This is a genomic window from Martelella sp. FLE1502 (assembly GCF_053484255.1).
This window is the reverse complement of record NZ_JBAKFQ010000022.1, coordinates 50,075-76,124: the sequence shown is the minus strand read 5'-3', so window position 1 is coordinate 76,124 and position 26,050 is coordinate 50,075. Positions and strand designations below refer to the sequence as shown.

Here is a 26,050-nt window from a genome sequence, read left to right as displayed (position 1 = left end):
CCCTATACCCCTCTCTGTCGCTTTCGCGACATCTCCCCCTCAAGGGGGGAGATTGTAGGCTGCTACGCCTCGCGCAAAATTTCGCCCTGTAACTGGCTGAAGCGCCCTACCCCACAAACGCCCGTTCGATCACGAATTGCGACGGCTTGTTGTTGGCGCCTTCGGTCAGGCCGGCGGCTTCCAGAAGCGCTTTGGTGTCCTTCAGCATCTCGGTCGAGCCGCAGATCATGGCGCGGTCGGTCTCCGGGTTCAGCGCGGGAACGCCGAGGTCCTCGAAAAGCTTGCCGCTGGCGATCAGGTCGGTGATGCGGCCGGTGCGCACGAAATCCTCGCGGGTGGCGGTGGCGTAATGGTGCAGCTTGCCGCCGACGACCTCGCTCAGGAGTTCGTCGTTCTCGATCTCGTTCACCAGATCGAAGCCGTATTTCAGCTCGGCGACCTCGCGGCAGGTATGCGTCAGGATCACCTCGTCGAATTTCTCGAAGGTCTCCGGCTCGCGGATCAGGCTGGCGAACGGCGCAATGCCGGTTCCGGTCGAGAACATGTAGAGCCGCTTGGCCGGCGTCAGCGCGTCGAGCACCAGCGTGCCTGTCGGCTTCTTGCGCATCAGCACCGTGTCGCCGGGCTGGATCTTCTGCAGATGCTGGGTCAGCGGGCCGCCCGGAACCTTGATCGAGAAGAATTCCAGCGTATCGGCCCAGGCCGGACTTGCGATCGAATAGGCGCGGTAGATCGGCTTGCCGTCGACCATCAGGCCGATCATCGCGAATTCGCCGGAGCGGAAGCGGAAGCCGGCCGGCCGCGTCATGGTGAAACGGAACAGATGGTCGGTGTAATGCTCCACGCTCAGCACGGTCTCGCCGTAAACCCCGGCGGGCAACGCAGTCGCAAGATCGTCGGTTTTGGTCTGCACGTTCATGTCTGGTCCTGTCATTCTGTCTCGTCGGCGCCTTCGATCCGCTTGCGGGTCATCTCCTCCAGCGCTCAAATACTACCGCTGGCCGACAATTGCAAAGTCAGCGGAAAATTCGTGGGCTTTTCACGCGCCCATCTGGCGCCGCCAGCTATAGCCGGGCACCGCGGCGGCGGGTTTTGACGCGGGCTGGTAGTAACGCGTCACCGCCGGTAACCGTCCTTCTCCGAGCCGCCGGATTGCGGTCTCGTTGGTCACGGCGAAGCTGTCGAAACCGCAGCGCAGCATATGCACCAGCGGATCGATCAGCACGTCGCCGACGGCGCGCAGCTCGCCGGCATAGCCCAGCCGCTCGCGCAAAAGCGTCGCCTGCGAAAATGCGCGCCCATCGCTGAAGGCCGGAAAGGTGAGCGCCACCAGCGTGATCCGGTCGAGATAGGGCGCAAGCAGGATCGGGTCGTCGAACGGCCCCAGCACCACGCCGACCGGCTCGTTGCCGTCAACGCCATGCTCGATGATATCGGTGTAGGGAACAAGCGCGCGCTCGCCCTCGCCCGCCTTGCGGTCTTCGGTTTCCACCACCCAGGGGTCGTTCTCGACGAAGCCGCCTTCTTTCCAGATTGCAGTCATGCGGTGTCTCCTCAGGCAGCCTTGGCTTTTTCGGGATAGAGCGCGTCCTTGAAGGGCTGCGCGCCCAGCCTGCGATAGGCCTCGATAAAGGTTTCGGACGCGTCGGCCCTAAGCTCAAGATAGGTATCGACGATTGTCTCCACCGCATCGGTCACCTTGGACGGTTCGAAGCCGCGGCCGACGATCTCGCCGATCGAGGTGTTCTCATCCGCCGATCCGCCAAGCGTGATCTGGTAGAGCTCCGCGCCCTTCTTCTCCACGCCAAGAAGGCCGATATGGCCGACATGGTGATGGCCGCAGGCATTGATGCAGCCGGAAATCTTGATCTTGAGATCGCCGATCTCGGCCTGACGCTCGGCATTGCCGAAACGGGTGGAAAGCTCCTGCGCCAGCGGGATCGACCGCGCATTGGCGAGCGCGCAATAGTCCAGCCCGGGACAGGCGATGATATCTGTGATCAGCCCGGCATTACCGGTTGCAAGTCCCGCTTCCTCAAGTGCGCGATAGACCGCCGGCAAGTCAGCCCGGGCGACATGCGGCAGCACAAGGTTCTGCTCGTGGCTGACGCGGATTTCATCGAACCCATAGCGCTCGGCGATATCGGCGACCGCTTCCATCTGGGCATCGGTCGCGTCTCCGGGAATGCCGCCGATCGGCTTCAGCGAGATCGTGACCATGACATAGTCGTCGCGCTTGTGGGCGACGGTGTTGCGGGTCAGCCAGTTTATGTAGCCGGCATCGGCGGTATCGAACCGGTCGCGTTCGCGGGCTGGCAGTTCCGGCGGGGCGAAATAGGCGCGGATCGCCTCGACATCGGCCTCCGGCAGCGTCAGTTCGCCGCCCTTCAGCGCGTCGAACTCCTGCTCGATCTGCGCCTTCAGCTCCTCGAGCCCGGTTTCGTGCACCAGGATCTTGATGCGGGCCTTATACTTGTTGTCGCGGCGGCCATTGAGGTTGTAGACGCGCAGGATCGCGGTGGCATAGGTCAAAAGATCGGCTTCCGGCAGGAAGTCGCGAACCTTCTTGGCGATCATCGGCGTACGCCCCTGCCCGCCGCCGACATAGACGGCAAAGCCGAGTTCACCGGCCTCGTTCTTCTTCAGATGCAGGCCGATATCGTGGACCTGGATCGCGGCCCGGTCGCGCTCGGCGCCCGTCACCGCGATCTTGAACTTGCGCGGCAGGAACGAGAATTCCGGATGCAGCGACGACCACTGCCGCAGGATTTCCGCATAGGGCCGCGGATCGGCGACCTCGTCTGCGGCGGCGCCCGAGAAATGATCGGCGGTCACGTTGCGGATGCAATTGCCCGAGGTCTGGATCGCATGCATTTCCACGCTTGCGAGATCGCGCAGGATCGCCGGAATATCGGAAAGCTTCGGCCAGTTGAACTGGATGTTCTGGCGCGTGGTAAAATGGCCATAGCCGCGGTCATAGGTCCGCGCCACATGGGCGAGCATGCGCATCTGCCGGGCATTCATCGTGCCATAGGGCACGGCGATGCGCAGCATATAGGCGTGAAGCTGAAGGTAGACGCCGTTCATCAGCCGAAGCGGCTTGAAGGCGTCCTCGGTGATTTCGCCGGAAAGGCGGCGCTCGACCTGATCGTCGAACTGGTCCACCCGTTGGGCGACGAAATCCTTGTCGAATTCATCGTAACGATACATGAGGTCTTACGCCTCCACGCGTTCTGGTTTGGCGGCGGCATAGCCGGCCGCGTAAGGAATGGTCGGGCCTTCGGCGCGAATGCGCTCGCGCAGCCTGAGCGGCCAGATGCGCCCGTCGGGACGCTCTTCAACATCGATGACGGCAAGATCGACCACCTTGTTGGCGGAAAAATCACGCTTGCCGATTTCGTCGAGGCTTTCGATCGCCGCGTCGTGGCGGGCGACAAGCGCTGTCTGCAGATCCTCGCACCAGCGGCCATTGGCATCGAGCCAGACGGCAAGGCCGTCGGTCAGGCGATTTGCGGTCAGAACCTTAGCGGACATGGGCAACTCCCTTGAATTTCGTCTGGGCGACCTGGTTATCCTGCGAAAGCGCGCTCGAATGCTTCAGATTGGCGCCGGCAACGGCATCACCGATGATCACCATCACCGGGCCGGCAAGGTCGTCGCGCGCCTCCAGCAGCGCCATTTCGGACAGCACGCCGTGGAACAGGCGCTGATTGCTGCGGCTGGCGTTCTCGATTACCGCGATCGTGGTGTCGGCGGGCACGCCCGCCTCCTGAAGCCGGGCGCCGAGCTTGGCGGCAACGGAACGGCCCATATAGACGGCAATGGTGGCGCCCCGGACCGCAAGCGCGGCCCAGTCCGGCAGGGTGTCACCATTGAGGTCGTGGCCGGTCGTAAAAACCAGGGTCGAGGCGACGCCGCGCAGCGTCAGCGGCAGTTCGAAATCGGCGGCCGCGGCCGTGGCGGACGTGATGCCGGGCACAACCTCATAGGAAACGCCCGCCCCGCGCAGAGCCGCCATTTCCTCGCCGGCACGGCCGAAGATCAGCGGATCGCCGGATTTCAGCCGCACGACGCGCTTGCCTTCCTTTGCAAGATCGACCAGCAGGTCATTGATTTCGTTCTGAGACTTCGAATGGCAGTTCTTGCGCTTGCCGACGGCAATGCGCTCCGCATCGCGCCGGCCCATATCGACGACGGCCTGGGGAACGAGCGCATCATAGGCAATCACATCGGCTTCCATCATCAGCCGGTGGGCGCGGATCGTCAGCAGGTCCTCGGCGCCCGGCCCCGCGCCGACAAGCGCGACATGACCCGAGATCGTTGCGCCATCGGCGATGATCTCGTCGGCAAGGCACTCGGCCTCAAGCGCCCTTCCCTTTTCGATCGCATTCGCAACCGAGCCGTTGAAGAAACGCGACCAGAAGGCGCGGCGCGGCGCACCCCGCGGAATATTGGCGTCGACCTTGTCGCGCAGGCGATTTGCGAGCTGTGCAAGGGGCCCGAGCGAACGCGGCAGCATGGTGTCGATCTGCGCCCGGATCATCTGGGCAAGCACGGGACCAGCCCCTTCCGTTCCGATGGCGACGGCGATCGGCGGACGGGCGACCAGCGCCGGCGTGTAGAAATCGCAATCGTCCTTCTGGTCCACGGCGTTGACCGGTATCGAGGCCGCCCGCGCCGCCTCGGCGATCAGGTGGTCCTGATCGCTGATCCCGGTCGCGGCAAAAACCAGCACCGCGCCTTCAAACTGTTCCGGAGCGAAGGATGCTTCCACAAGCTCATAGCCGTGCTCGGCGAGAAACGCCCGGTAGTCATCCTCGACGCTCTCGGCATAGGCCACGATCGTGGCCGAGGTCTTGGCCATCAGCCGGGCCTTGGCGAAGGCCTCGTCGCCGCCGCCGAAAATCGCGACCTTGCGGTCATCGACCCGGAAAAACGCCGGGAAAGTCGTCAACAAATCGTCTTTCGTGCCCATTGCGCACAGTCCTTCTCAAGATTGGCACAACAATCGCTCTGCGGCGGCAATGTTTGAAGAAACGAAAATGCGCGGGCGCGCGGCATGGAACATTTCATTCCTCAAATCCGCGCAATGCGGGGCAAATTTACCCGCAGCGCTTGCACTAGGCTTGCGCTCGCATGCCAATGTCCTTTTAAATCGGGCTCTCCAATCTGCCGAACTGGAATCACCGTGGACGACCAGACCCTCACCGATCGCCTTCTTGCCGTGATCGAAGACGACATCCTGCCCAAGACGCTTCAAGGCGTCAGCGGCGGCAACAAGGTTTTCGGCGCGGCCATCCTGCGCAAGGACGATCTGTCGCTGGTGATCGCCGGCACCAATGACGAGACCAGCAATCCGCTCTGGCACGGCGAGGTCCACACGCTGAAGCAGTTCTACGAACTGCCCGATCCGCCCGCCACGCGCGATCTGATTTTCCTGTCCACCCATGAACCCTGCACAATGTGCATGTCGGCGATCACCTGGGCCGGCTTCGACAATTATTTCTATTTCTTCAGCCATGAGGATTCGCGCGACAGCTTCGCCATTCCCCACGATCTGAAGATCATGAAGGAACTCTACGGCCTGGAGCCGGGCGGCTACCGCCGCAAGAACGCCTTCTTCACCGCGCGCTCGATCATCGACATGGCGGAGGCAAGCGCGGAGCCGGCGCGCAGCCGCTTCATGGAAAGGATCGACCGTATCCGCGAGACCTACGCCCTTGCTTCGGAAACCTATCAGGCCCACAAGGGCGACACCAAGATACCGCTCGGCTAAAGCCCGATCGCACAGCAATACGGAGTCCGAAACCGTGGAAGCCTCCCGCGACATCACGCGTCTTCTCGACATCATGGCCGCCCTGCGCACGCCGGAAACCGGCTGCCCGTGGGACCTGAAACAGGATTTCGACAGCATCAAGCCCTATACGATCGAGGAAGCCTATGAGGTCGCCGACGCGATCGAGCGCAAGGATTTCGACGATCTCTGCGACGAACTGGGGGACCTTCTGTTGCAGGTCGTGTTCCACGCCCGCATGGCAGAGGAAAACGGGCTGTTTTCCTTCGGAGACGTCGTCCACGCGATCACCGCCAAGATGATCCGCCGCCACCCGCATGTCTTCGCCGTCAAAGCGGCGGATACGCCGGAAGCGGTCAAGATCCAGTGGGACGAGATCAAGCGGCAGGAAAAGGCAGAACGCGCCGAACGGCGGGCGAAAAGCGGGATCACCGAGGATTTCAAGGCTGGCCATCTCGGCGGCGTCCAGCGCTCATTCCCGGCCCTTACAGAGGCCTTGAAGCTTCAGGAACATGCCGCCCGCGTCGGCTTCGACTGGTCCGAGCCGGAACCGATCCTCGCCAAGTTCGAGGAGGAGATCGGCGAGTTGCGCGAGGCGTTTCAGACAGGCGACAAATCCCGCATTTCCGACGAACTCGGCGATCTGATCTTCGCCGCCGTCAACCTCGCCCGTCAAACGAAGACCGACCCCGAACAGGCGCTGCGCGGCACCAACACCAAATTCCGCCGTCGCTTCAACCATATCGAAGAAACGCTCGATGCCTCCGGCGAGACCCTCGACGAAGCGACGCTGGAACGTATGGAAGCGCTGTGGCAGGACGCCAAGGCGATCGAGCGGCAGCTCGGATGAGAGGGCTTGTGCCGAAAACGGCCAGCGAAAAGCTCACTCTGGATCGGCTACACGGCCAAACAATCTCCCCCCTTGAGGGGAAGATGCCCCGACAGGGGCAGAGAGGGGTGCAGCGCGGGCCGCGAATTCCGAGCTGATCGGAGAGGGTTCACCCCTCTCTGTCGCTTTCGCGACATCTCTCCCTCAAGGGGAGAGATTGGGTGAGGCGACGCATTACATCATATCGACGGCATCGGTTTTGCACGACCTCATCACCGACAAAACCTGAACGAATCACTCCGCCAGCATGCTCTCCAGCCGCTGCGCCTCGCCGCCGGCAAGGCGCAGGTCGAGGCTGACGGAGCCGTCCTCGAGATCGCGACGTTCGTCGACAAGCGCGTGTTCGTAAAGCCAAGGGAGCAGGTGCAACTGATCGGGCGAAAGCGTGATCGTGGTCTCAGTCAGCACGCCGGCCAGCCGGTCGGCGATGCGGTCGACAAGCGCGTCGACGCCCTCGCCGGAAATGGCGGAGACGGCCATGACGTTCTCGGTGGAGGACGCCCGCGCCATCATCGCATCGTGTTCTTCCGGGCCTAGCAGATCGACCTTGTTCCAGACCTCCAGAATGCGGGCATTCTGCTCGGCCTCGTCAATGCCGAGTTCGCCGAGAATGCGTAGCACATCGGCCGATTGCGCATCGCGGGCGGGATCGGCCATGTCGCGGACATGAAGGATCAGATCCGCCTCCAGCACCTCTTCCAGCGTGGCGCGGAAGGCGGCGACCAGATGGGTCGGCAGGTCCGAGATGAACCCGACGGTGTCGGAGAGGATCACGGTGCGCCCGTGCGGCAGCTTCATCCGGCGCAGCGTCGGGTCGAGGGTTGCAAATAGCATGTCCTCGGCCAGCACCCCTGCCCCGGTGATCCGGTTGAACAGCGTCGACTTGCCGGCATTGGTGTAGCCCACCAGCGCCACGATCGGATGCGGCACCTTCTTGCGCTTGGAGCGGTGAAGCTTTCGGGTGCGGACCACCTGCTCCAGCTCGCGTTCGAGCTTGGTGATGCGCTCGCGCAGCATCCGCCGGTCGGCCTCGATCTGGGTTTCGCCGGGGCCGCCCATGAAGCCGCCGCCGCCGCGCTGGCGCTCAAGGTGGGTCCAGCTTCTGACGAGACGACCACGCTGATAGTTCAGATGCGCGAGTTCAACCTGCAGCCGGCCCTCCTTGGTGGAGGCGCGCTCGCCGAAGATTTCGAGAATCAGCCCGGTGCGGTCGATGACCTTGGCGACCCAGGCCTTTTCGAGGTTGCGCTGCTGCACCGGCGACAGAGGATGGTCGACGACCACCAGACCGATATTGTTTTCATCCAACAGGGCGTCGAGCTCTTCGATCTTGCCGGTTCCAAGCAAGGTTGCCGGACGCGGATCGTTGATCGTCACGATTTCGGAGGCCGCAACCTCAAGCCCGATCGCGCGGGCAAGGCCCTCGGCCTCCTGCAAGCGGCTTTCAGGCGCGCGCGCCGACAGCGCGGTGCGTTCGGCCTCGGCCCGCGACTGCTTGATAACCGGCACGATCACGAGGACGCGGGAGGAATCCCTGTTCTCGTATTCGCTCTCGGGAAATTGGGTATTGTCGGAAATGGAAGCTCACCTATCAGGAAGCGTTGTCATCGCCTTCGAACATCTGCACCGGCTGGCCGGGCATGATCGTCGAAATGGCGTGCTTGTAGACAAGCTGCGAATGACCGTCACGGCGCAGCAGGACGCAGAAATTGTCGAACGACGTCACCACCCCGGTCAGTTTCACGCCGTTGATCAGGAAGATCGTCAGGGAAATTTTCTGCTTGCGAACCGTGTTGAGAAAAAGATCCTGCAAATTCTGAGAACGTTCCGCCATAGCGCCGCTTCTTTCTTTCTCTTGCCGGCCGGGGCCGGTTCCACCTCTTCGTTGCCATCGAAAACGTCAGGGCAACAGATCATGAACTTTTGGTAGCAAATCACCGGCGCTTCCGCAACGGCGAAAAACATGAGCCGCCGAGACTCCTTTTTCGCGGGCCATGCGGGCAGGCCGGATCGCTCAGAAATACTGGATCGAAACCCGGAAGAGCTGCTCGACGTGACGCACCGCGGAAGCCGCGGCAAACAGGATCACCCGGTCATGCGCTTTGATCTTGAGATCGCCATGCGGCCGGATGACCTCCTCGCCCCGGTAGATCGCGCCAATACGGATGCCGTCGGGCAGGTCGAGGTCGCGGAATGGCGTACCGACGAGCGGCGATGTCGCCAGCGCCTCCGCCTCGATCACCTCGGCGGCGCCCTTCTGCACGGCATAGACCGAGCGGATGCGGCCCTTGCGCACATGCTGAAGCACGCGCGAGATCGTGACGGCGCGCGGGTTGATATAGGCATCGATGCCGAGCGACTTGGTGACGTCGTGGAACGACGGATTGTTCAAAAGCGCCAGATTGGACTTGCAGCCGAGCTGCTTGGCAATCACCGAGGACAGGATATTGGTCTGGTCGTTATTGGTCAGCGCCACCATCAAATGGGCGTCTGGCACATCCGCCTGCACCATGATGTTCTGGTCGAGCGCCGAGCCCTGGATCACAATGCCGTGGTGCAGCGCGTCCGATACCGCCACCGCCTTGTCGCGGTCCTGCTCGATCATCTTGATGCGGGTCTTGGGCTGCAGGTCCTCGATCGACTTGGCGACGAAGAAGCCGATATTGCCGCCGCCGGCGATCACGATCCGCCGCGCCTCCTGCTCCTCATGGCCGAACAGAGCCAGCGTGCGCCGGATATGCTCATGTTCGCAAACAACATAGACGAGGTCGCCGGCGAGAATCTGGTCGGTCGAATGCGGAATGATCACCTCTTCATGGCGATAGATGCCGGTCACCGTCGCGTTCAGATCCGGAAAGAGCTGGCTGAGCTGGACGAGCGGCGTGTTCAGCACCGGGCAGTCGTCATTGCATTCGACGGCGAGCATCGCGATCTTCTCGTCGGCGAACCGCACGATATCGGTGGCGCCTGGGAAGGAAATGCGGCGTAGCACCATCTTGCCGACTTCGACCTCGGGCGAGATCGTGACGTCGATCGGCATGTGGTCGCGCGAAAACAGGTCCGAATAATGCGAGTGCAGGTAGCTTTGCGAACGGATGCGGGCGATCTTGGTCGGCACGTTGAACAGCGAATGCGCCACCTGGCACGCCACCATGTTGATCTCGTCATGCAGCGTGACGGCGATGATCATGTCGGCCTGATCGGCGCCGGCCTTGGCCAGCATGTCCGGATGGGCGCCGTGGCCGACATAGCCGCGCACATCCAGGAGCTCGGTGATGGCGGTGATGAGCGAGGCGGACGTATCGATAACGGAGACGTCGTTATATTCCTGGGAGAGCCGTTCGGCGATGCCGAAACCGACCTGGCCAGCGCCGCAGATGATGATTTTCATAAGAACCCCTCTGGGGTTTGGTATGTTCAGTTGGCCGCAATCTGCCCGGTTTTGGCCTAAATGCCAAGCGACTTAAGCTTGCGGTGCAGCGCGGAACGCTCCATCCCGACAAATTCGGCGGTGCGCGAAATGTTCCCGCCGAAGCGATTGATCTGCGCCATCAGATAGTCCCGTTCAAAGCGCTCGCGCGCCTCTCTCAGCGGCAGCGTCATGATATGGGCGTCGCCCGAGGTCTGGATCTGCGGCAACACGTCGGAAAGGTCGGCCGGCAGCAGATCGGCGGAAATCGGCGCGGACGCATCCTCCTCACGCGACAGGATCAGCAGCCGCTCCAGATTGTTGCGAAGCTGCCTGATATTGCCCGGCCAGTCATGGGCCTGCAATATCGCCATGGCGTCATCGCCGATCGAGCGCTGACGGATGCCTGCCTGCTCGCAAAGCTGGCGCATGACGAAGTCCACCAGGAAGGGAATATCCTCGCGCCGCTCGGAAAGCGATGGAATGCGTACCGGCACCACCGCCAGCCGATGAAACAGGTCCTGCCGGAACTGCCCCTCCTCGATCCGCGCCTGAAGGTCGAGCGCGGTGGAAGAAAGTATGCGGACGTCGACCGACACACGCCGGCTGCCGCCGACCCGCTCAAACTGCTGATCGACCAGCACGCGCAGGATCTTTTTCTGGGTTTCCAGCGGCATTTCGCCGATCTCGTCCAGATAGAGCGTGCCGCGATGGGCGCGCTCGAGAGCGCCGGTCTTGCGCGTCCGTCCGCCGCCGGCTTCGACGCCGAAAAGCTCGGTCTCCATGTTTTCGGGCGTGATCGCAGCGGCGTTCAGCGCCACGAACGGGCCCTCGGCGCGCAGGCTTTTCTTATGCATCAGCCGGGCCACCACCTCCTTGCCGGAGCCGGAGGGGCCGAAGATCATCACGCGGGAATTGGTGGGGCCGACCTTGTCCACCATCTGGCGCAATTGCGAGACCAGCAGCGAGGAGCCGACGAGTTCTTCCGGGTCGCCGCTCTTGCGCTTTAGCTCCTGCACCTCGTTCTTCAGCCGCGAATTTTCCAGCGCGCGCTCGGCGATCAGCACCAGCCTATCGGCCTTGAACGGCTTTTCGATAAAATCGAAAGCCCCGCGCTTGATGGAGGAGACGGCCGTTTCGATATTGCCGTGGCCGGAGATCATCACCACCGGCAGGTCGGCGTAACGCGATTTGATTTCCTCCAGCAGCGCCAGCCCGTCGAGACGGCTGCCCTGCATCCAGATGTCGAGGAAGATCAGCCGCGGAACCCGGTCTGCGATCGCCGCCAGCGCGCTGTCGCTGTCGTGTGCAACCCGGGTTTCGTGTCCCTCATCGGACAGGATGCCCGAGACGATATCGCGGATATCGGCTTCGTCGTCGACGACAAGAATATCAGATGCCATCTTGTTTCTCCTTGTCCGTTTCCTGGCGCTCGCCATCGTGGATATGCGGCAGCTCAACGCGGATCATCGCCCCTCGCCCGCCGGCGAAGTCGTGCGGCGCATCATGCAGTTCGAGCTTGCCGCCATGCTCCTCAATGATCTTGCGAACGATCGCGAGACCAAGTCCCGTGCCCTTTTCGCGCATGGTGATATATGGCTCAAGGATCATGTGACGATTTTCGACCGGCAAGCCCTTGCCGTTGTCGATAAAGTCTATGACGTAGCGATCGCGGCTCTCGTCATGGGATGCTCGCACCAGTATCTTGCGTTCTCCGTCGAACTCATTTGTTGGAACCGCTTCAATGGCTTCGACGGCGTTCTTGATCAGATTTCCGAAGGCCTGGCCGAGCATGCGATCGTCAAACAACCCCGTCAGCGGCTCATCGCCGAGATCGCGCATGAAGGTCACGTCGGTGCGCCCCATCTCCAGCAGGAAAATTGCGTCGGAGAGGATGGATCGCAGGTCGCCTTGTGTCTTTGACGGCTTCGGCATGCGGGCGAAGGACGAGAACTCGTCCACCATGCGGCCGATATCGCCAACCTGACGGACGATTGTATCAGTACACTGATCGAAGACCTTGCGGTCCTCCTCGTCCTCGATCTTGCGGCCGAAGCGGCGCTTGATCCGTTCCGCCGAAAGCTGGATCGGCGTCAGCGGGTTCTTGATCTCGTGGGCGATGCGCCGCGCCACATCGGCCCAGGCGGTGGAGCGCTGAGCGATGATCAGGTCGGTGATGTCGTCGAGGGTGATGACATAGGCGTTGGAGCCGTCACGCGAATCCTCACGCGTCACCTGAACCGACAACGTGCGTTCCTTGCCAAGGCGCACGAGATTGATCTGTTGGCGGAAATTCTGCCGGCTGCGGCGCATGGCGGCGGTCATCACCAGATCGATCTCGGGTGAAATCTCCTCCAGCTTGCGGCCGAGCAACTCGTCGTCGCGCGCCGCCAGAAGCTCGCCGGCGGAGACGTTCACGATCGTGACCATGCGATTCTCATCGACGCCGATCACCGCGGCGGTGACCCCGGAAAGCACGGCCTCGATAAACCGGCGGCGGTCATCGACCTCGTCCTTGGCCACCAGGATTTCGCGCTGCTGTTCTCGGATTTCGGCAACCATCTTGTTGAACGTGCTGGAAAGCCTGCCGACATCGCCGTCGATGGAGCGCACCGGCACGGCGACCTTCATGTCGCCGGAGGCCACCTGGTCGGCCGCCCCGATCAGCATGCGGATCGGCAGCACGATGCGGTCGGCGACCGCGATGCCGGTCCAGATCGCGGCGAGCAGCACGATCAGCGCAAAACCGAGATAGAGCACGGCGAAGGCGACCTGGATCGAGACCCGGCCCTCCTCCATCGAACTGTATTCGGAGACGTTGTCCTCGATCATCCGCATCGCGCCCATCACGGTCGGATCGACCGCGCGGACGGTGTAAAGCAGGCTGTCGGGGATCGCCTCGAGCGCGATGATCGCGCCGACCAGATTGGTATCACCCGGTGGGATCAGCGTCGGCGTGCCGGCGGCGGCCTTTTCCAGCGCGTCCTTCGGAATATCGGGCAGCGGCTTGTCGTCGCCGAGATCGGCCTCGACGATGACGCTACCATCCGCGCGCACCAGAGACGCGCCGAGCAGGCCGCGTCCGCGCGCCTGTCGCGCCATCAGGTCGGAGAAACCCCGGCGGTCGAGCAGATAGAGCGAGCGGTTGCGTTCCAGATCATTGCCCATGGACAGCGTCTGACCCTGCAGATAGCTGGCGTTTTCCATCATATAGGCCTGCGCCACGTTGAGCGAGGACTGGACGATGGACTGGGTCCTGAGCGCAAACCAGCGGTCGAGCCCGGCGTTGAGCGTCAATGTCGCGAAGATCGCCACCAGAATGGCGGGCGTGATCGCCACGATCGAAAACAGCGCCACGATGCGGATATGAAGCTGGGCCGCCGCCCGGCCGCGTCTTCGGGCCTTCAGCAGGTGGCTGACTTCCCGCCCGATCAGGAAGGCCATGGCAATGACGAACAGCGAGTTGGTCGCCACCAGCGCGATCACCACCTTGCCGGTGGGTTTGATCGGCGTCAGGCCAAGCAGGATGAAAAGCGACAGGAAGGCGGTGATCAGCGCGCCGCTGACAACGAACATGCCGGGCGATCTAAGAATAGCCCGCGCGCCGCCGCGCCCATAAGGCGCGCCCTCGTGGGTCCCCTCCTGATGGACGGAGTGCGTCTCCGCCATGCTGCCCTCTGCAGTCATTATCGCCCTTCTTGTCAGGGCCGGCCCATCATCATGCACCGCCCATGGAGCGGGTGAACGCAGCCTGTCACACCGACTCGCGCATTCCCCTTATGGGGAGGATATGCAACAGATTGTGGCACAAATGCAACGGAAAGCTGCAACCGGCGACTTGCAGCGTCAGGAACTGCGGGAGCTGCGATAGACCGAGACGCCCAGTTCGCGGATCTTCTTGCGCAGCGTATTGCGGTTGAGGCCGAGCAGATCTGCGGCGCGGATCTGGTTGCCGCGCGTGGCCGTCAGCGCCGCCAGGATCAGCGGATACTCGACCTCGTTGAGCACGCGCTCGTAAAGGCCGGAGGGCGGCAGCCCGTCGCCGAAGCCGGCGAAATAGGTACGCATATTTTCCTCCACCGCCTGGGCGATGGTTGGCATGCCGTTTCTGACCGTTGCGCCCTCGGCGGGCGCTTCCGGCTGATCGGCCTGCAATTCCTGCTCCACGATTTCGCGGGTGATGACCTCCTGCGGATAAAGCGCCATCAGGCGGCGGACAAGGTTTTCCAGTTCGCGGACATTGCCCGGCCAGGCATAGGACTTCATCGCGTCCAGAGCCTGCTGCTCGAACCGCTTGCCGCCGAGCCCCTCGACCTCGCCCTCGTTGACGAAATGGCGCACCAGATCGCCGATATCCTCCGCCCGTTCGCGCAGCGGCGGCAGGCGCAGCGGCACGACGTTGAGGCGGTAGTAGAGGTCCTCGCGGAACAGGCCCTGATTGATCGACTGTTTCAGGTCCTTGTTGGTCGCCGCCACGATCCGGACATCGGTGCGGATCGGCGTGCGGCCGCCGACAGTGGTATATTCGCCCTGCTGGAGCACGCGCAAAAGCCGCGTTTGGGCATCCATCGGCATGTCGCCGATCTCGTCCAGAAACAGCGTGCCGCCCTCGGCCTGCTCGAACCGGCCGGAGGATCGCGTCTGCGCCCCGGTGAAGGCGCCTTTCTCGTGGCCGAAGAGTTCCGATTCTATCAGGTCGCGCGGGATCGCAGCCATGTTGATGGCGACGAACGGGCCGTTACGGCGCTTGCCGTAATCATGCAGCGCACGGGCCACCAGTTCCTTGCCGGTACCGGATTCGCCGGTGATCATCAGCGTCAGGTCGGTCTGCATCAGCCGGGCCAGAACCCGATAGATTTCCTGCATCGCCGCCGAACGGCCGACAAGCGGCATGCCGTCCTGCATGTCGTCGCCGAGCTTGGCCGGCTTGCGCTTCGGCTCCGACAGGGCGCGGCCGACGATCGCGATCAGCTCGGTCAGGTCGAACGGCTTTGGCAGATAGTCATAGGCGCCCTTTTCCGAGGCGCGCACCGCCGTCATGAACGTGTTCTGCGCGCTCATCACGATCACCGGCAGTTCGGGACGCGATTTCTTGATGCGCGGCAGAAGATCGAAGGCGTTTTCATCCGGCATCACCACATCGGTCAGCACCAGATCGCCCTCGCCGGCGGAGACCCAGCGCCACAGCGTGGCGGCATTGGAGGTGATGCGGACATCATAACCGGCCCGGCTCAGCGCCTGGTTCAGCACGGTGCGGATCGCCGCGTCGTCATCGGCAACAAGGATCGTAGCTGTCATGTCATGTATCCATATTCGGGCTGGCCATTTCCGGCGGCAGCGGCAATACGTCTTTCGAGACCGGCATGAGGATGCGGAAGGTCGTTCGGCCGTTCATGTTCTCGCATTCGATGATGCCGCCGTGACCGCCAATGATCTTGGCGACCAGAGCAAGGCCGAGGCCGGTGCCGTTCGGCTTGGTGGTGATGAACGGATCGAACAGATGCGGCATCAGGTCGGCCGGCACGCCGGGGCCGTTGTCCTGCACGCAGAATTCCAGCGGCAGGGAAATCTTCTCCCTTGTGCCTGCGACTGACATGCGGATGCCGGAGCGGTAGGCCGACGTCAGGATGATCTCGCCATCCGGCCTGTCGCCCACGGCTTCCGATGCGTTCTTGATCAGATTGAGGAACACCTGAACCATCTGGTCGCGATTGGCGAAGACCTGCGGCAGCGACGGGTCGTATTCCTCGGTGATCTTGATGTTGCGGGCAAAGCCGGCCTTGGCCAGCGCCTTCACATGGTCGAGCACGGAGTGGATGTTGAGCGGCACGCGGTCGATCGGCCGCTCGTCCGAAAACACCTCCATCCGGTCGACCAACGAGACGATCCGGTCCGATTCATCGCAGATCAGCCGGGTCAGCGCCCGGTCGTCGTCGCTCGCATTGGTTTCCAGAAGCTGGGCCGCGCCGCGAATGCCAGAAAGCGGGTTCTTGATCTCGTGGGCGAGCATCGAGGCAAGCCCGGTCACCGAGCGGGCGGCGGCGCGATGCACGAGCTGCCGGTCGATCTTGTCGGCCATGGAGCGTACCTGGAAGACGAGGACCACGGCCCCCTCCTCCCCCACGGGCGCGACATAGATGTCCACCAGCTTGTCCTGGCCGAGACGCGGCGAAGACAGGTCGACGCGGTATTCGTTGACAGGTGCCCGACGCTCGCGCACTTGCGCGATCAGCGCCAGAAGCGGGCTGTCGAAGGGAATGAAATCGGACAGCGTCTTGCGCGACAGGTGCGCTGCGCTGGCGCCGAAGAAAACCTCCGCCTCCCAGTTGGTATAGGAGATGCGGCCATCCTCCTCGACCAGCACGACGGGATTTTGAATCGCGTTCAGAACCTGAAGAGCGACGGCTTCCGCGCCGAGGCGCTGGTTGCCATTGCCGATGACGGAGTTCATGCCGCTTTCCTTTCGGGCGATGCGTGTTCGAAGATGGCGGCAAGCTGCGCTGTCACGAAATCCGGGTCGTCGGCGGTCATGATCGAAGACCTCGCCTCCGCGCCGACGCCGGGCGCGAGCCGTTCTAGGTACCAGCCGAGATGCTTGCGCGCATGACGGACGCCGACGGCGGGACCGTAGAAGCCGATCATTTCGCGATAGTGCTCGATCGCGATCCGCGCCTTCTCGTGAAAATCGGGTTCGGCTCGGCCCGCCAGATAGCCGGCATGCCACGGGCGGCCCTGACAGGACCGCCCGACCATCACCGCCGTAATCCCGGGACGCGACAGCAGGTATGCGGCATCTTCCCGGCTCTCGATATCGCCATTGGCGATGAAGGGCACGGAGACGACCTCGGCGACGCGCTCGATCGCCTGCCAGTCCGCCTCGCCCTTGTAGAACTGCATGCGGGTGCGGCCGTGGACGGTGATCGCCTGGACCCCGGCCTCCTCGGCACGCTTTGCCAGATAGGGCGCGTTGATGCTGTCATGGTCCCAGCCGAGCCGCATCTTGACCGTGACTGGCACGTTGACCGCGCCGACGGTCGCATCGATGATTTCAAGCGCCCGCTCGGGCTCGCGCATCAGCGCCGAACCGGTATAGCCGCCGACAACCTTCTTGGCCGGGCAGCCCATATTGATGTCGATGATATCCGCGCTGTTCGCCTCGGCGATCCGCGCCGCCTCCGCCATGTAATGCGGATCGCGCCCGGCGAGCTGCACCATATGCGGCTTCAGCCCCGCGCCGCGCAGCCGAACCCAGCTTTCGGCGGTGTTGAACGTCAGTTCGCGGCTTGCGATCATCTCCGTCACCACCAGCCCCGCGCCGTGCCGCCAGGCTAACGCGCGAAACGGCAGATCGGTGACGCCGGACATCGGCGCCAGAATCACCCGGTTGCGGATCTCGATCTGGCCGATCCGAAAGGAATCAGATGGTTTGCGGTGAGGCAAATGGCTATCTTTCATGCAGCACATCACTTTGCCCTATTTTTAGACAAGACGCCTTTCCTTGCCAAGCGTTTTCGCTGGCGCCTCACAAAATTTAGGCAGATGCTGGAAAATTGGGTCAATCCGGGTAAGTTCCGGCCAACAGGAATCAACAGGCAGGTTCTAGCCGAACATGGCAGCAGGTGAAAGCTACAATCCAGGGGTGGTCGTGGTTGCCGCCGGACGCGGCGAACGCGCCGGCGCGCCTGAGGAGGGGCCAAAACAGTACCGCCTGATCGGCGGCATGCCGGTGATTGCCTACACCTTGCGTGAATTTGCCGCATGGGGCGGCGCGACAGCCGGCATCGTGGTCGTCATTCACCCGGATGACGAGGCCCTGTTTGCCGACGCGCTTTCTCACCTGACGAACCACGACGCCATCCGGTTCGTTCACGGCGGCGAGACACGTCAACAATCGGTGCTGCGGGGCCTTGAGGCGCTCGCGGCGAGTGCGCCCAGCCATGTCCTGATCCATGACGCGGTCCGCCCCTTCTTCGATGCGGCGCTGCTTGAGCGGGTATCCGAGGCGCTCAACGCCGGCCACGATGCGGTTCTTCCGGCCGTGGCCGTCGCCGATACGCTGAAAAAGGCGGACAGTGACGGCAATGTCGGCGCCACCGTATCGCGCGCGGGCCTTTATGCCGCCCAGACACCACAGGCCTTCAGCTTTCCGCTCATTTATGACGCCCACCGCAAGGCGGCGGCCGAGGGCCGCGTCGATTTCACCGATGATGCCGGCATCGCCGAATGGGCCGGTCTTTCAGTGCGGCTGGTCGACGGGCTCGCCGACAATGTGAAGCTGACCTACAGGAGAGACATTGCCATGGCCGACGAGAAACTGTCGCGCACCCTGATCGCCGATATCCGCACGGGCAATGGCTATGATGTCCACCAACTGGTGCCCGGCGACGGCGTCACGCTCTGCGGCGTCAAGATACCGCATGACATGGCGCTGTCCGGTCATTCCGATGCCGATGTGGCCTTCCACGCGCTGACGGACGCCCTGCTTGCCACCTGCGGCGAAGGCGATATCGGCGACCACTTCCCGCCGTCCGATCCGCAGTGGAAGGGCGCCGCCTCACACATCTTCCTCGCCCATGCCGCGGAGATCGTGCGCGAAAAGGGCGGCGTGATCCTCAATGCCGACGTTACCCTGATCGCGGAAGCCCCGAAGGTGGGCCCGCATCGCCTTGCCATGCGCGAGAATATCGCGGAATGCCTCGGCATCGACCTCGCGCGCTGCTCGGTCAAGGCCACGACCAACGAGACCATCGGCTTTGTCGGCCGGCGCGAAGGCATCGCGGCAATCGCCACGGCCAGCGTGAACTATGGAAATGTGACATGATCAACGCCGATATCGCCGAACGCGCCCGCACGCTGATCGAACATTGCAAGGCGGCCGGCCTCACCATCGCCACCGCCGAATCCTGCACCGGCGGGCTGGTGGTCGCAGCCCTCACGGATATCGCCGGCTCCTCCGCCGTGGTCGATCGCGGCTACATCACTTATTCCAACGAGGCGAAGATGGAGATGCTGGGCGTCAGCGCCCGCACGCTGGAGGCCCATGGTGCCGTCTCGCGCGAGACCGCGCTGCAGATGTCGGCGGGCGCGCTGCTGCGTTCGGGCGCCGATCTGGCGGTCGCGGTCACCGGCATCGCCGGCCCCTCGGGCGGCAGCGCCGAAAAGCCCGTCGGCCTCGTCCATCTGGCGGCGCGCGATCGCCGCGGCCACCTGCACCATATCGAAAGCCGCTATGGCGATATTGGCCGCCACGGCATCAGGCTTGCGACCGTGCAGACGGCGCTCGGCATGCTGGAAGGTCTGATTCAGGCGTAGATTTCGTCCGCCCGCGCCTCGAAGGCTTCGGAGAATTTGCGGAACGCCCGCTCGAACATCGAGCCCATCATCGCGCCGAGGATTCGGTTCTTGAACTCGTAATTGATGTAGAACTGGATGGCGCAGGCCCCCTCGCCTTCCGGCTCGAACCGCCAGCGATTGTCGAGAAACCGGAACGGCCCGTCGACATAGCTGACATCGATCTTGCGCTCGGCCTGATTGAGCAGCACCTGGGTGGTGAAGCTTTCGCGGATGCCCTTGTAGCCGACGGTCATGTCGGCGATCAGCAGCGTCTTGCCGTCCTTTTCGCGCGAGGAGCGCACGGTCAGCGCCTCGCACAGCGGCAGGAATTCCGGATAGCGTTCAACGTCTGCAACCAGATCAAACATGCGATCGGCGGAATGGCTGACGTGGCGGGTTGTCTTAAACTCAGGCATGATGTTTCAGCTAATGCGGCAAAACGCGGATGGCAAGTCTTTCATTTCGGGTTGGCGGAAGTTTGAAGGCTGCAACAGGAGTTCGGAGCCTAATCGTGCGATGGTTTGCCGCCTTTCACCCCCACTCGGGTCTCCCTCGGGCTTGACCCGAGGGTCCAGGCGACATTCTCCGTATGGCCTGGATGCTCGTGTCAAGCACGAGCATGACTCATCAGCGAGGCTTCCTGGCAGTGGATTTCGCACCTGCAACACGCTTCCCCCTTGCAAATTGCGCCGCATACCGGATAATCCATGTCGTATCGCGCTGGGAGAAGCCACGATCCGTGGTGCCGAAGGAGCAACCGCCCCGGAAACTCTCAGGCAAAAGGACCAGCGCGAGGTTCTGAACTCTGGAGACGAGGTCGCGGTTCGCTGTGGCTGGCCGAAGGGATAATAATCTCAGGCACATGGGACAGAGGGGGCTCATTCGCTTCGGCGTTCTTTGGAACGTCGACCCTTGAGCCGGCGTTTTTCTGGGAAAGACGCAATCCGGAGGCAATCTCGTGGTCTCGCAAGAACCGTTGAAACAGACCCCGCTTCACGCGCTTCATCTGGAGCTTGGCGCCCGCATGGTGCCGTTTGCCGGCTACGACATGCCGGTGCAATATCCGATGGGCGTTCTCAAAGAACATCTCCACACCCGACAAAAGGCCGGCCTTTTCGATGTCTCGCATATGGGACAGGTCTGGCTGAAGCCGATTTCCGGCAATCTCGCCGATGCGGCACTTGCGCTGGAAAAACTGGTGCCGGTGGATATCGCCGGACTGAACGCCGGCCGTCAGCGCTATGCCTTCTTCACCAATGACGATGGCGGCATTCTCGACGATCTGATGGTCGCCAATCGCGGCGACCACCTGCTGGTGATCGTCAACGCCGCCTGCAAGGACGCCGATCTCGCCCATATGAAGGCGCATCTTTCCGACCTCTGCAATGTCGAGGCCTTCTTCGAGGAAAAGGCACTGCTGGCGCTGCAGGGCCCGAAGGCGGAGGATGTGCTCGCGCCGCTCTGCCCGGCGGTGACGGAGATGAAGTTCATGGATGTGCGCGCCTGCGAAGTCCTCGGCGTCACCGTCGTTATCTCCCGCTCCGGCTATACCGGCGAGGACGGGTTCGAGATCTCGGTGCCGACTGAGAAGGCGGAAGACCTCGCCCGCGCGCTGCTGGCGCATGAGGATTGCGAGGCGATCGGCCTTGGCGCGCGCGATTCGCTCAGGCTCGAGGCCGGGCTCTGCCTTTATGGCAACGACATTGACGAGACCACAACGCCGGTCGAGGCGGCGCTCGTCTGGGGCATCCAGAAGGCCCGCAGGCCGGGCGGTATTCGCGGCGGCGGCTTTCCCGGCCAGGCACGCATCTTCCGTCAGCTTGAGGAGGGCGTGCGCCGTAAACGCGTCGGCCTGAAGCCCGAGGGCCGCGCCCCGGTGCGCGCGCCGGCGAAGCTCTTTGCCGATGACGCCGGCGAGCACGAACTCGGCCACGTCACCTCCGGCGGCTTCGGCCCTTCCGCCGAAAGCCCTGTCGCCATGGGCTATGTGTCCGCCGAACACGCCGCCGCCGGCACCACCATTTTCGCCGAGGTGCGGGGCAAATACCTGCCCGTCACCATCGCCGACATGCCTTTCGTCACACCCACCTACAAGCGCTAATCAGCGGGAACAGCAATATGACCATCAAATTTACCGAAGAACATGAATGGCTGAAGATCGAGGGCGATGTCGCCACCGTCGGCATCACCCAGCACGCCGCCGAACAGCTCGGGGACCTCGTCTTCGTCGAACTGCCGGAGGTGGGCGCGACCTTCTCGAAGAATGACGACGCGGCGACGGTCGAATCGGTCAAGGCCGCTTCCGACGTCTTTTGTCCGCTCGATGGCGAGATCACCGAGGTCAACCAGGCGATCGTCGACAATCCCGAGCTCGTCAACTCCGCGCCGATGGGCGACGGCTGGTTCTTCAAGCTGAAGCTCGCCAACACTTCCGATGCCGACGCGCTGATGGACGAAGCGGCCTACAAGGAGTTCATCGCCTGATGACGACGCCTTCGGAATTCCAGTTCACCGATTACCAGCCCTACGACTTCGCCAACCGCCGCCATATCGGCCCCTCGCCCGCCGAAATGGAGGCGATGCTGGAGGTGATCGGATATGACAGTCTCGACGCGCTGATCGACGCCACCGTGCCCGCCGAAATCCGCCAGAAGGAGCCGCTCGTCTGGGGCCCCGCCATGACCGAGCGCGAGGCGCTCGACAAACTGCGCGAGACCGCCAACAAGAACAAGCCGCTCGTCTCGATGATCGGCCAGGGCTATAACGCCACCATCGTGCCGCCCGTCATCCAGCGCAACATTCTGGAAAACCCGGCCTGGTACACGGCCTATACGCCCTATCAGCCGGAAATCTCGCAGGGCCGGCTGGAAGCGCTTCTGAACTTCCAGACGATGATGGCCGACCTCACCGGCCTCGACATCGCCAATGCCTCGCTGCTCGACGAGGCGACCGCCGCCGCCGAAGCCATGGCGATGGCGAACCGCGTGGCGAAATCCAAGGCCACGGCCTTCTTCGTCGACGAAAACTGCCATCCGCAGACCATCGCCCTGATCAAGACCCGCGCCGAACCGCTCGGCTGGGAGATCGTCGTCGGCAATCCGTTCGAGGATCTGAAACCCGACGCCGTCTTCGGTGTGATCTTCCAGTATCCCGGCACCTATGGCCATGTGCATGATTTCACCGGCGTGATCGCCGATCTGCATGCCGCAAACGCCATTGCCACCATCGCCGCCGATCCGCTGGCGCTGACGCTCTTAAAATCGCCGGGCGAGATGGATGCCGATATCGCGATCGGCTCGTCGCAGCGCTTCGGCGTGCCGCTTGGTTATGGCGGCCCGCATGCCGCCTATATGGCGGTCAAGGACGCCTACAAGCGCTCCATGCCCGGCCGTCTCGTCGGCGTCTCGGTCGACAGCCGCGGCAACCGCGCCTATCGTCTGGCGCTGCAGACCCGCGAACAGCACATCCGCCGCGAAAAGGCGACCTCGAACATCTGCACCGCGCAGGTTCTGCTCGCCGTCATGGCCTCGATGTACGGCGTGTTCCACGGCCCGGACGGGCTGAAGGCGATTGCCCAGCAGGTGCACCGCAAGGGCGTGCTCTTGGCCAAGGGCCTCGAAGCGCTGGGCTTCACGGTGGAGCCGGAAACCTTCTTCGACACCGTCACGGTCGAGGTCGGCGCGTTCCAGAGCCTGATCATGAAGAACGCCGTCGAAAACGGTATCAATCTTCGCAAGGTCGGCGACACCAAGCTTGGCATCTCCGTCAACGAGCGCACGCGGCCGGCCCATGTCGAAGCCGTCTGGGACGCCTTCGGCGGAAAATTCTCGATCGCGGAGTTCGAGGCCGATTACCGCCTGCCGCAAAACCTTTTGCGGACAAGCGCTTACATGACGCATCCGATCTTCCACATGAACCGCGCCGAAAGCGAGATGACCCGCTATATGCGCCGCCTCGCCGACCGTGATCTGGCGCTCGACCGGGCGATGATCCCGCTCGGTTCGTGCACGATGAAGCTCAATGCCACGGTCGAGATGCTGCCGATCACCTGGCCGGAATTCGCCGACATTCACCCCTTCGCGCCGGAAAGCCAGACGGCCGGCTATCGCGAGATGATCGCCGACCTGTCCGAAAAACTCTGCCAGATCACCGGTTATGATGCCTTCTCCATGCAGCCGAATTCGGGCGCGCAGGGCGAATATGCGGGGCTTCTGACCATCCGCCGCTATCACCGGGCGAATGGCGAGGGCCACCGCAACATCTGCCTGATCCCGACCTCGGCGCACGGCACCAACCCGGCCTCCGCCCAGCTTGCGGGCATGAAGGTCGTGCCGGTGAAATCGCGCGACAATGGCGATATCGACCTCGACGATTTCCGCGCCAAGGCCGAGCAATATTCCGCCGAGCTTGCAGCCTGCATGATCACCTACCCCTCGACGCATGGCGTGTTCGAGGCGACGGTATCGCAAGTCTGCGACATCACCCACGAACATGGCGGCCAGGTCTATCTCGACGGCGCCAACATGAACGCGATGGTGGGCCTGTCGCGGCCGGGCGATATCGGTTCGGATGTCAGCCACCTGAACCTGCACAAGACCTTCTGCATACCGCATGGCGGCGGCGGGCCGGGCATGGGGCCGATCGGCGTCAAGGCGCATCTGGCGCCGCATCTGCCCGGCAATCCCGCGACGGATGCGGATGGCGGCGCGGTCTCGGCCGCCCCGTTCGGCTCACCCTCGATCCTGCCGATCTCCTGGAGCTACTGCCTGATGATGGGCGGCGAAGGGCTGACGCAAGCAACCCGCGTGGCGATCCTCAACGCCAACTACATCGCCGCGCGACTGAAGGGTTCCTACGCGGTGCTCTACAAGTCGGACAAGGGCCGCGTCGCGCATGAATGCATCATCGACACGCGCCCGCTGAAGGATAGCGCCGACGTCTCCGTCGACGATATCGCCAAGCGCCTGATCGACTGCGGCTTCCATGCGCCGACGATGAGTTTCCCCGTCCCCGGCACGCTGATGATCGAGCCGACGGAATCGGAGACCAAGGCCGAGCTGGATCGTTTCTGCGATGCCCTGATCGCGATCCGCGCCGAGATCACCGATATCGAGGAAGGCCGCGCCGACCGGGACGACAACCCGCTGAAGAACGCCCCGCACACGGTGGAAGATCTCGTCGGCGAATGGACCCACCCCTATTCCCGCGAACAAGCCTGCTTCCCCCCCGGCGCCTTCCGCGTCGACAAATACTGGCCGCCGGTCAACCGCGTGGACAATGTCTATGGGGATCGGAATCTGGTCTGCGCCTGCCCGCCGATGAGTGAGTATGCGGAGGCGGCGGAGTAGCGGGCGGGCTGCATCACTATTGTTAGATCGAAGGTCGGCGGAAACGCCGGCTTTTGTTTTTGGGGGATGTCCCTCCTCGCTTCCCTCGTCGACAAAGACCTATCGCGATAGGAATCTGGCGCGCTCTACTTCGGAGAATCAACCAGCCTGTTGAATGGCACTGCGTCTCCCAATGAGGCAACATGCTATGGTTGACGGATGTGACCGCTTTGTGCGGAGAATTATGGGATCAAACAGGCATATGACAACTTCAGAACAGCAGGAGGCGACAAATGAAAGCCATCGGAAGTTTCAAATATTGGCAGCAGCCCGCGAACTAGGCTTTGGGTGGTATATTGAAGAACGCCTGAACGAAGATGTCGATGACCTAGTATGGCTTCTTGGAGTGGTGGCGATGAATGCGACATCGCGAAAACGCTCGGAACACACGCGAGCCAAAACTGAAACCAAAATCGGAAGACCCAAGAAGCTGAGAAGCGACTTGAAACCAGTTCAACTCTACTTACAGGTCAGAAGGTTGCAGGAGTTTTTTGAGAACAGCCATAGCACTTCTCTGTCCCAGAGGGACACCATTAAGCTATTGATAAAGTACGGTGAAATACCGCCGAATAGTGAGTTAAATCACATTGAAAAACAGGTGTCTGCCGGAAAAAAGGCGATAGACAAAATGAGGAAGGAGCTTGATACACGGAGATAGAAGGCGCTGCTTAAGGATCTCTAATCGAAGCAGTTTCATCCTCGTACAGCCACGAATTATATTCTATCGAAGAAAAATTTAGTCTTCTCTATAGTAAGTTTACATTTGAAATATGGAGAAGATCAATGATACAATTGAGTGGATGGGGTTTTGAGGCGACTGCAAATGGCACGGTTGCCATAGTCGCTCTTGTTTTTATTATTACGATAAATAAGCTAAAAATGTAGTTTATTTAATAATAAAATTATATTTTTATTGTTCGATAATTTTAATTTTTATTAACTAAACTATATTAAATAATAAATTTCGTATTTCCAAGTTTATTAAGTCCGAATCAAACCTCGCGTCTTATTGACTCTACTGTGTCGGACGGCGCTCTTGACTCATTTTTCTGAATGCTTCTCCGCCGCCAATCTCCCCCCTTGAGGGGGAGATGTCGCGAGAGCGACAGAGAGGGGTATCGGGCATAAGCCGCAAACGCCGTGCTCTCGGATAGGGTTCACCCCTCTCTGCCCCTGTCGGGGCATCTCTCCCTCAAGGGGAGAGATTGTGGGCTGGGAGGTTTTTGGAAGGCGGGACG

The 26,050-nt window shown here is 62.2% G+C and carries 23 protein-coding genes and 1 riboswitch; of the genes, 9 read left to right on the top strand and 14 right to left on the bottom strand.

Going from position 1 to position 26,050, the window contains the following annotated elements; translation table 11 throughout:
* Window positions 1–106: 106 nt before the first annotated feature.
* The 5 genes from V6767_RS17135 to cysG all read right to left on the bottom strand — a co-directional run bounded on the left by V6767_RS17135 (window position 107) and on the right by cysG (window position 4,975).
* Window positions 107–919 (bottom strand): ferredoxin--NADP reductase, encoded by an 813-nt coding sequence (locus tag V6767_RS17135; RefSeq protein WP_448428858.1) that lies wholly within the window; start codon window positions 917–919, stop codon window positions 107–109.
* Window positions 920–1,039: 120 nt separating this feature from the next.
* Window positions 1,040–1,543, bottom strand: a complete 504-nt coding sequence (locus V6767_RS17130) for a DUF934 domain-containing protein (protein ID WP_448474570.1) — start codon at window positions 1,541–1,543, stop codon at window positions 1,040–1,042.
* An 11-nt stretch (window positions 1,544–1,554) separates the two neighbouring features.
* Complete coding sequence (locus V6767_RS17125; protein WP_448474569.1) at window positions 1,555–3,210, bottom strand: nitrite/sulfite reductase; 1,656 nt, start codon at window positions 3,208–3,210, stop codon at window positions 1,555–1,557.
* A 6-nt stretch (window positions 3,211–3,216) separates the two neighbouring features.
* Window positions 3,217–3,534 (bottom strand): DUF2849 domain-containing protein, encoded by a 318-nt coding sequence (locus tag V6767_RS17120; protein ID WP_230721911.1) that lies wholly within the window; start codon window positions 3,532–3,534, stop codon window positions 3,217–3,219.
* Window positions 3,524–4,975, bottom strand: a complete 1,452-nt coding sequence (gene cysG, locus V6767_RS17115; protein WP_448474568.1) for a siroheme synthase CysG — start codon at window positions 4,973–4,975, stop codon at window positions 3,524–3,526. Before cysG ends, V6767_RS17120 begins: the two co-directional genes overlap by 11 nt.
* A gap of 213 nt (window positions 4,976–5,188) precedes the next feature.
* Between cysG and V6767_RS17110 the strand changes: the two genes are divergently transcribed.
* The gene (locus V6767_RS17110; protein WP_448474567.1) at window positions 5,189–5,776 is read left to right on the top strand and encodes a nucleoside deaminase; all 588 of its coding nucleotides are present in this window, start codon (window positions 5,189–5,191) and stop codon (window positions 5,774–5,776) included.
* Between the two features lie 34 nt (window positions 5,777–5,810).
* The gene (mazG, locus tag V6767_RS17105; RefSeq protein WP_448474566.1) at window positions 5,811–6,644 is read left to right on the top strand and encodes a nucleoside triphosphate pyrophosphohydrolase; all 834 of its coding nucleotides are present in this window, start codon (window positions 5,811–5,813) and stop codon (window positions 6,642–6,644) included.
* 273 nt (window positions 6,645–6,917) lie between these two features.
* On the opposite strand, the gene hflX is transcribed toward mazG, so the two are convergent.
* From hflX to dusB, 8 genes are all read right to left on the bottom strand, one after another.
* Window positions 6,918–8,261: a GTPase HflX gene (gene hflX / locus V6767_RS17100; protein WP_448429849.1), complete on the bottom strand. Its 1,344-nt coding sequence runs from the start codon at window positions 8,259–8,261 to the stop codon at window positions 6,918–6,920.
* 13 nt (window positions 8,262–8,274) lie between these two features.
* Window positions 8,275–8,517, bottom strand: a complete 243-nt coding sequence (gene hfq, locus V6767_RS17095) for an RNA chaperone Hfq (protein WP_018063272.1) — start codon at window positions 8,515–8,517, stop codon at window positions 8,275–8,277.
* A gap of 180 nt (window positions 8,518–8,697) precedes the next feature.
* Window positions 8,698–10,074 carry a Trk system potassium transporter TrkA gene (gene trkA / locus V6767_RS17090; RefSeq protein ID WP_448428872.1) on the bottom strand — a complete coding sequence of 459 codons (1,377 nt, stop codon included), beginning with the start codon at window positions 10,072–10,074 and terminating at the stop codon, window positions 8,698–8,700.
* Window positions 10,075–10,130: 56 nt separating this feature from the next.
* Complete coding sequence (gene ntrX, locus V6767_RS17085) at window positions 10,131–11,495, bottom strand: nitrogen assimilation response regulator NtrX (protein ID WP_448474565.1); 1,365 nt, start codon at window positions 11,493–11,495, stop codon at window positions 10,131–10,133.
* Window positions 11,485–13,761 carry an ATP-binding protein gene (locus tag V6767_RS17080; protein WP_448474564.1) on the bottom strand — a complete coding sequence of 759 codons (2,277 nt, stop codon included), beginning with the start codon at window positions 13,759–13,761 and terminating at the stop codon, window positions 11,485–11,487. Before V6767_RS17080 ends, ntrX begins: the two co-directional genes overlap by 11 nt.
* 177 nt (window positions 13,762–13,938) lie before the next feature.
* On the bottom strand, window positions 13,939–15,390 hold the full coding sequence (ntrC, locus tag V6767_RS17075; RefSeq protein WP_448428878.1) for a nitrogen regulation protein NR(I): 1,452 nt from the start codon (window positions 15,388–15,390) through the stop codon (window positions 13,939–13,941).
* Window position 15,391: 1 nt separating this feature from the next.
* A complete protein-coding gene (locus V6767_RS17070) occupies window positions 15,392–16,543 on the bottom strand; it encodes a two-component system sensor histidine kinase NtrB (RefSeq protein WP_448474563.1) in 1,152 nt (383 codons plus the stop codon).
* The gene (gene dusB, locus V6767_RS17065; protein WP_448474562.1) at window positions 16,540–17,556 is read right to left on the bottom strand and encodes a tRNA dihydrouridine synthase DusB; all 1,017 of its coding nucleotides are present in this window, start codon (window positions 17,554–17,556) and stop codon (window positions 16,540–16,542) included. Before dusB ends, V6767_RS17070 begins: the two co-directional genes overlap by 4 nt.
* Between dusB and V6767_RS17060 the strand changes: the two genes are divergently transcribed.
* The 3 genes from V6767_RS17060 to V6767_RS17050 are packed head-to-tail and all read left to right on the top strand — an operon-like array spanning window position 17,533 to window position 19,404.
* Complete coding sequence (locus V6767_RS17060) at window positions 17,533–17,715, top strand: hypothetical protein (RefSeq protein ID WP_448474573.1); 183 nt, start codon at window positions 17,533–17,535, stop codon at window positions 17,713–17,715. The genes dusB and V6767_RS17060 overlap by 24 nt on opposite strands.
* On the top strand, window positions 17,702–18,913 hold the full coding sequence (locus V6767_RS17055; RefSeq protein ID WP_448474561.1) for a bifunctional 2-C-methyl-D-erythritol 4-phosphate cytidylyltransferase/2-C-methyl-D-erythritol 2,4-cyclodiphosphate synthase: 1,212 nt from the start codon (window positions 17,702–17,704) through the stop codon (window positions 18,911–18,913). Before V6767_RS17060 ends, V6767_RS17055 begins: the two co-directional genes overlap by 14 nt.
* On the top strand, window positions 18,910–19,404 hold the full coding sequence (locus V6767_RS17050; protein ID WP_448474560.1) for a CinA family protein: 495 nt from the start codon (window positions 18,910–18,912) through the stop codon (window positions 19,402–19,404). Before V6767_RS17055 ends, V6767_RS17050 begins: the two co-directional genes overlap by 4 nt.
* Here V6767_RS17050 and V6767_RS17045 read toward each other — a convergent pair.
* Complete coding sequence (locus V6767_RS17045) at window positions 19,395–19,841, bottom strand: type II toxin-antitoxin system RatA family toxin (RefSeq protein ID WP_230721924.1); 447 nt, start codon at window positions 19,839–19,841, stop codon at window positions 19,395–19,397. The two genes, V6767_RS17050 and V6767_RS17045, sit on opposite strands and share 10 nt — an antisense overlap.
* Before the next feature lie 295 nt (window positions 19,842–20,136).
* Window positions 20,137–20,223: riboswitch (glycine riboswitch) on the top strand.
* A gap of 160 nt (window positions 20,224–20,383) precedes the next feature.
* On the opposite strand from V6767_RS17045, the gene gcvT reads away from it, so the two are divergent.
* From gcvT to V6767_RS17025, 4 genes are all read left to right on the top strand, one after another.
* Window positions 20,384–21,526: a glycine cleavage system aminomethyltransferase GcvT gene (gene gcvT / locus V6767_RS17040; RefSeq protein WP_448474559.1), complete on the top strand. Its 1,143-nt coding sequence runs from the start codon at window positions 20,384–20,386 to the stop codon at window positions 21,524–21,526.
* 17 nt (window positions 21,527–21,543) lie between these two features.
* Complete coding sequence (gene gcvH / locus V6767_RS17035; protein ID WP_448474558.1) at window positions 21,544–21,909, top strand: glycine cleavage system protein GcvH; 366 nt, start codon at window positions 21,544–21,546, stop codon at window positions 21,907–21,909.
* Window positions 21,909–24,773: an aminomethyl-transferring glycine dehydrogenase gene (gene gcvP / locus V6767_RS17030; protein ID WP_448474557.1), complete on the top strand. Its 2,865-nt coding sequence runs from the start codon at window positions 21,909–21,911 to the stop codon at window positions 24,771–24,773. The genes gcvH and gcvP overlap by 1 nt, the downstream gene beginning before the upstream one ends.
* A 241-nt stretch (window positions 24,774–25,014) precedes the next feature.
* Window positions 25,015–25,470 (top strand): hypothetical protein, encoded by a 456-nt coding sequence (locus V6767_RS17025; RefSeq protein ID WP_448474556.1) that lies wholly within the window; start codon window positions 25,015–25,017, stop codon window positions 25,468–25,470.
* The last annotated feature ends 580 nt before the right edge of the window (window positions 25,471–26,050 follow it).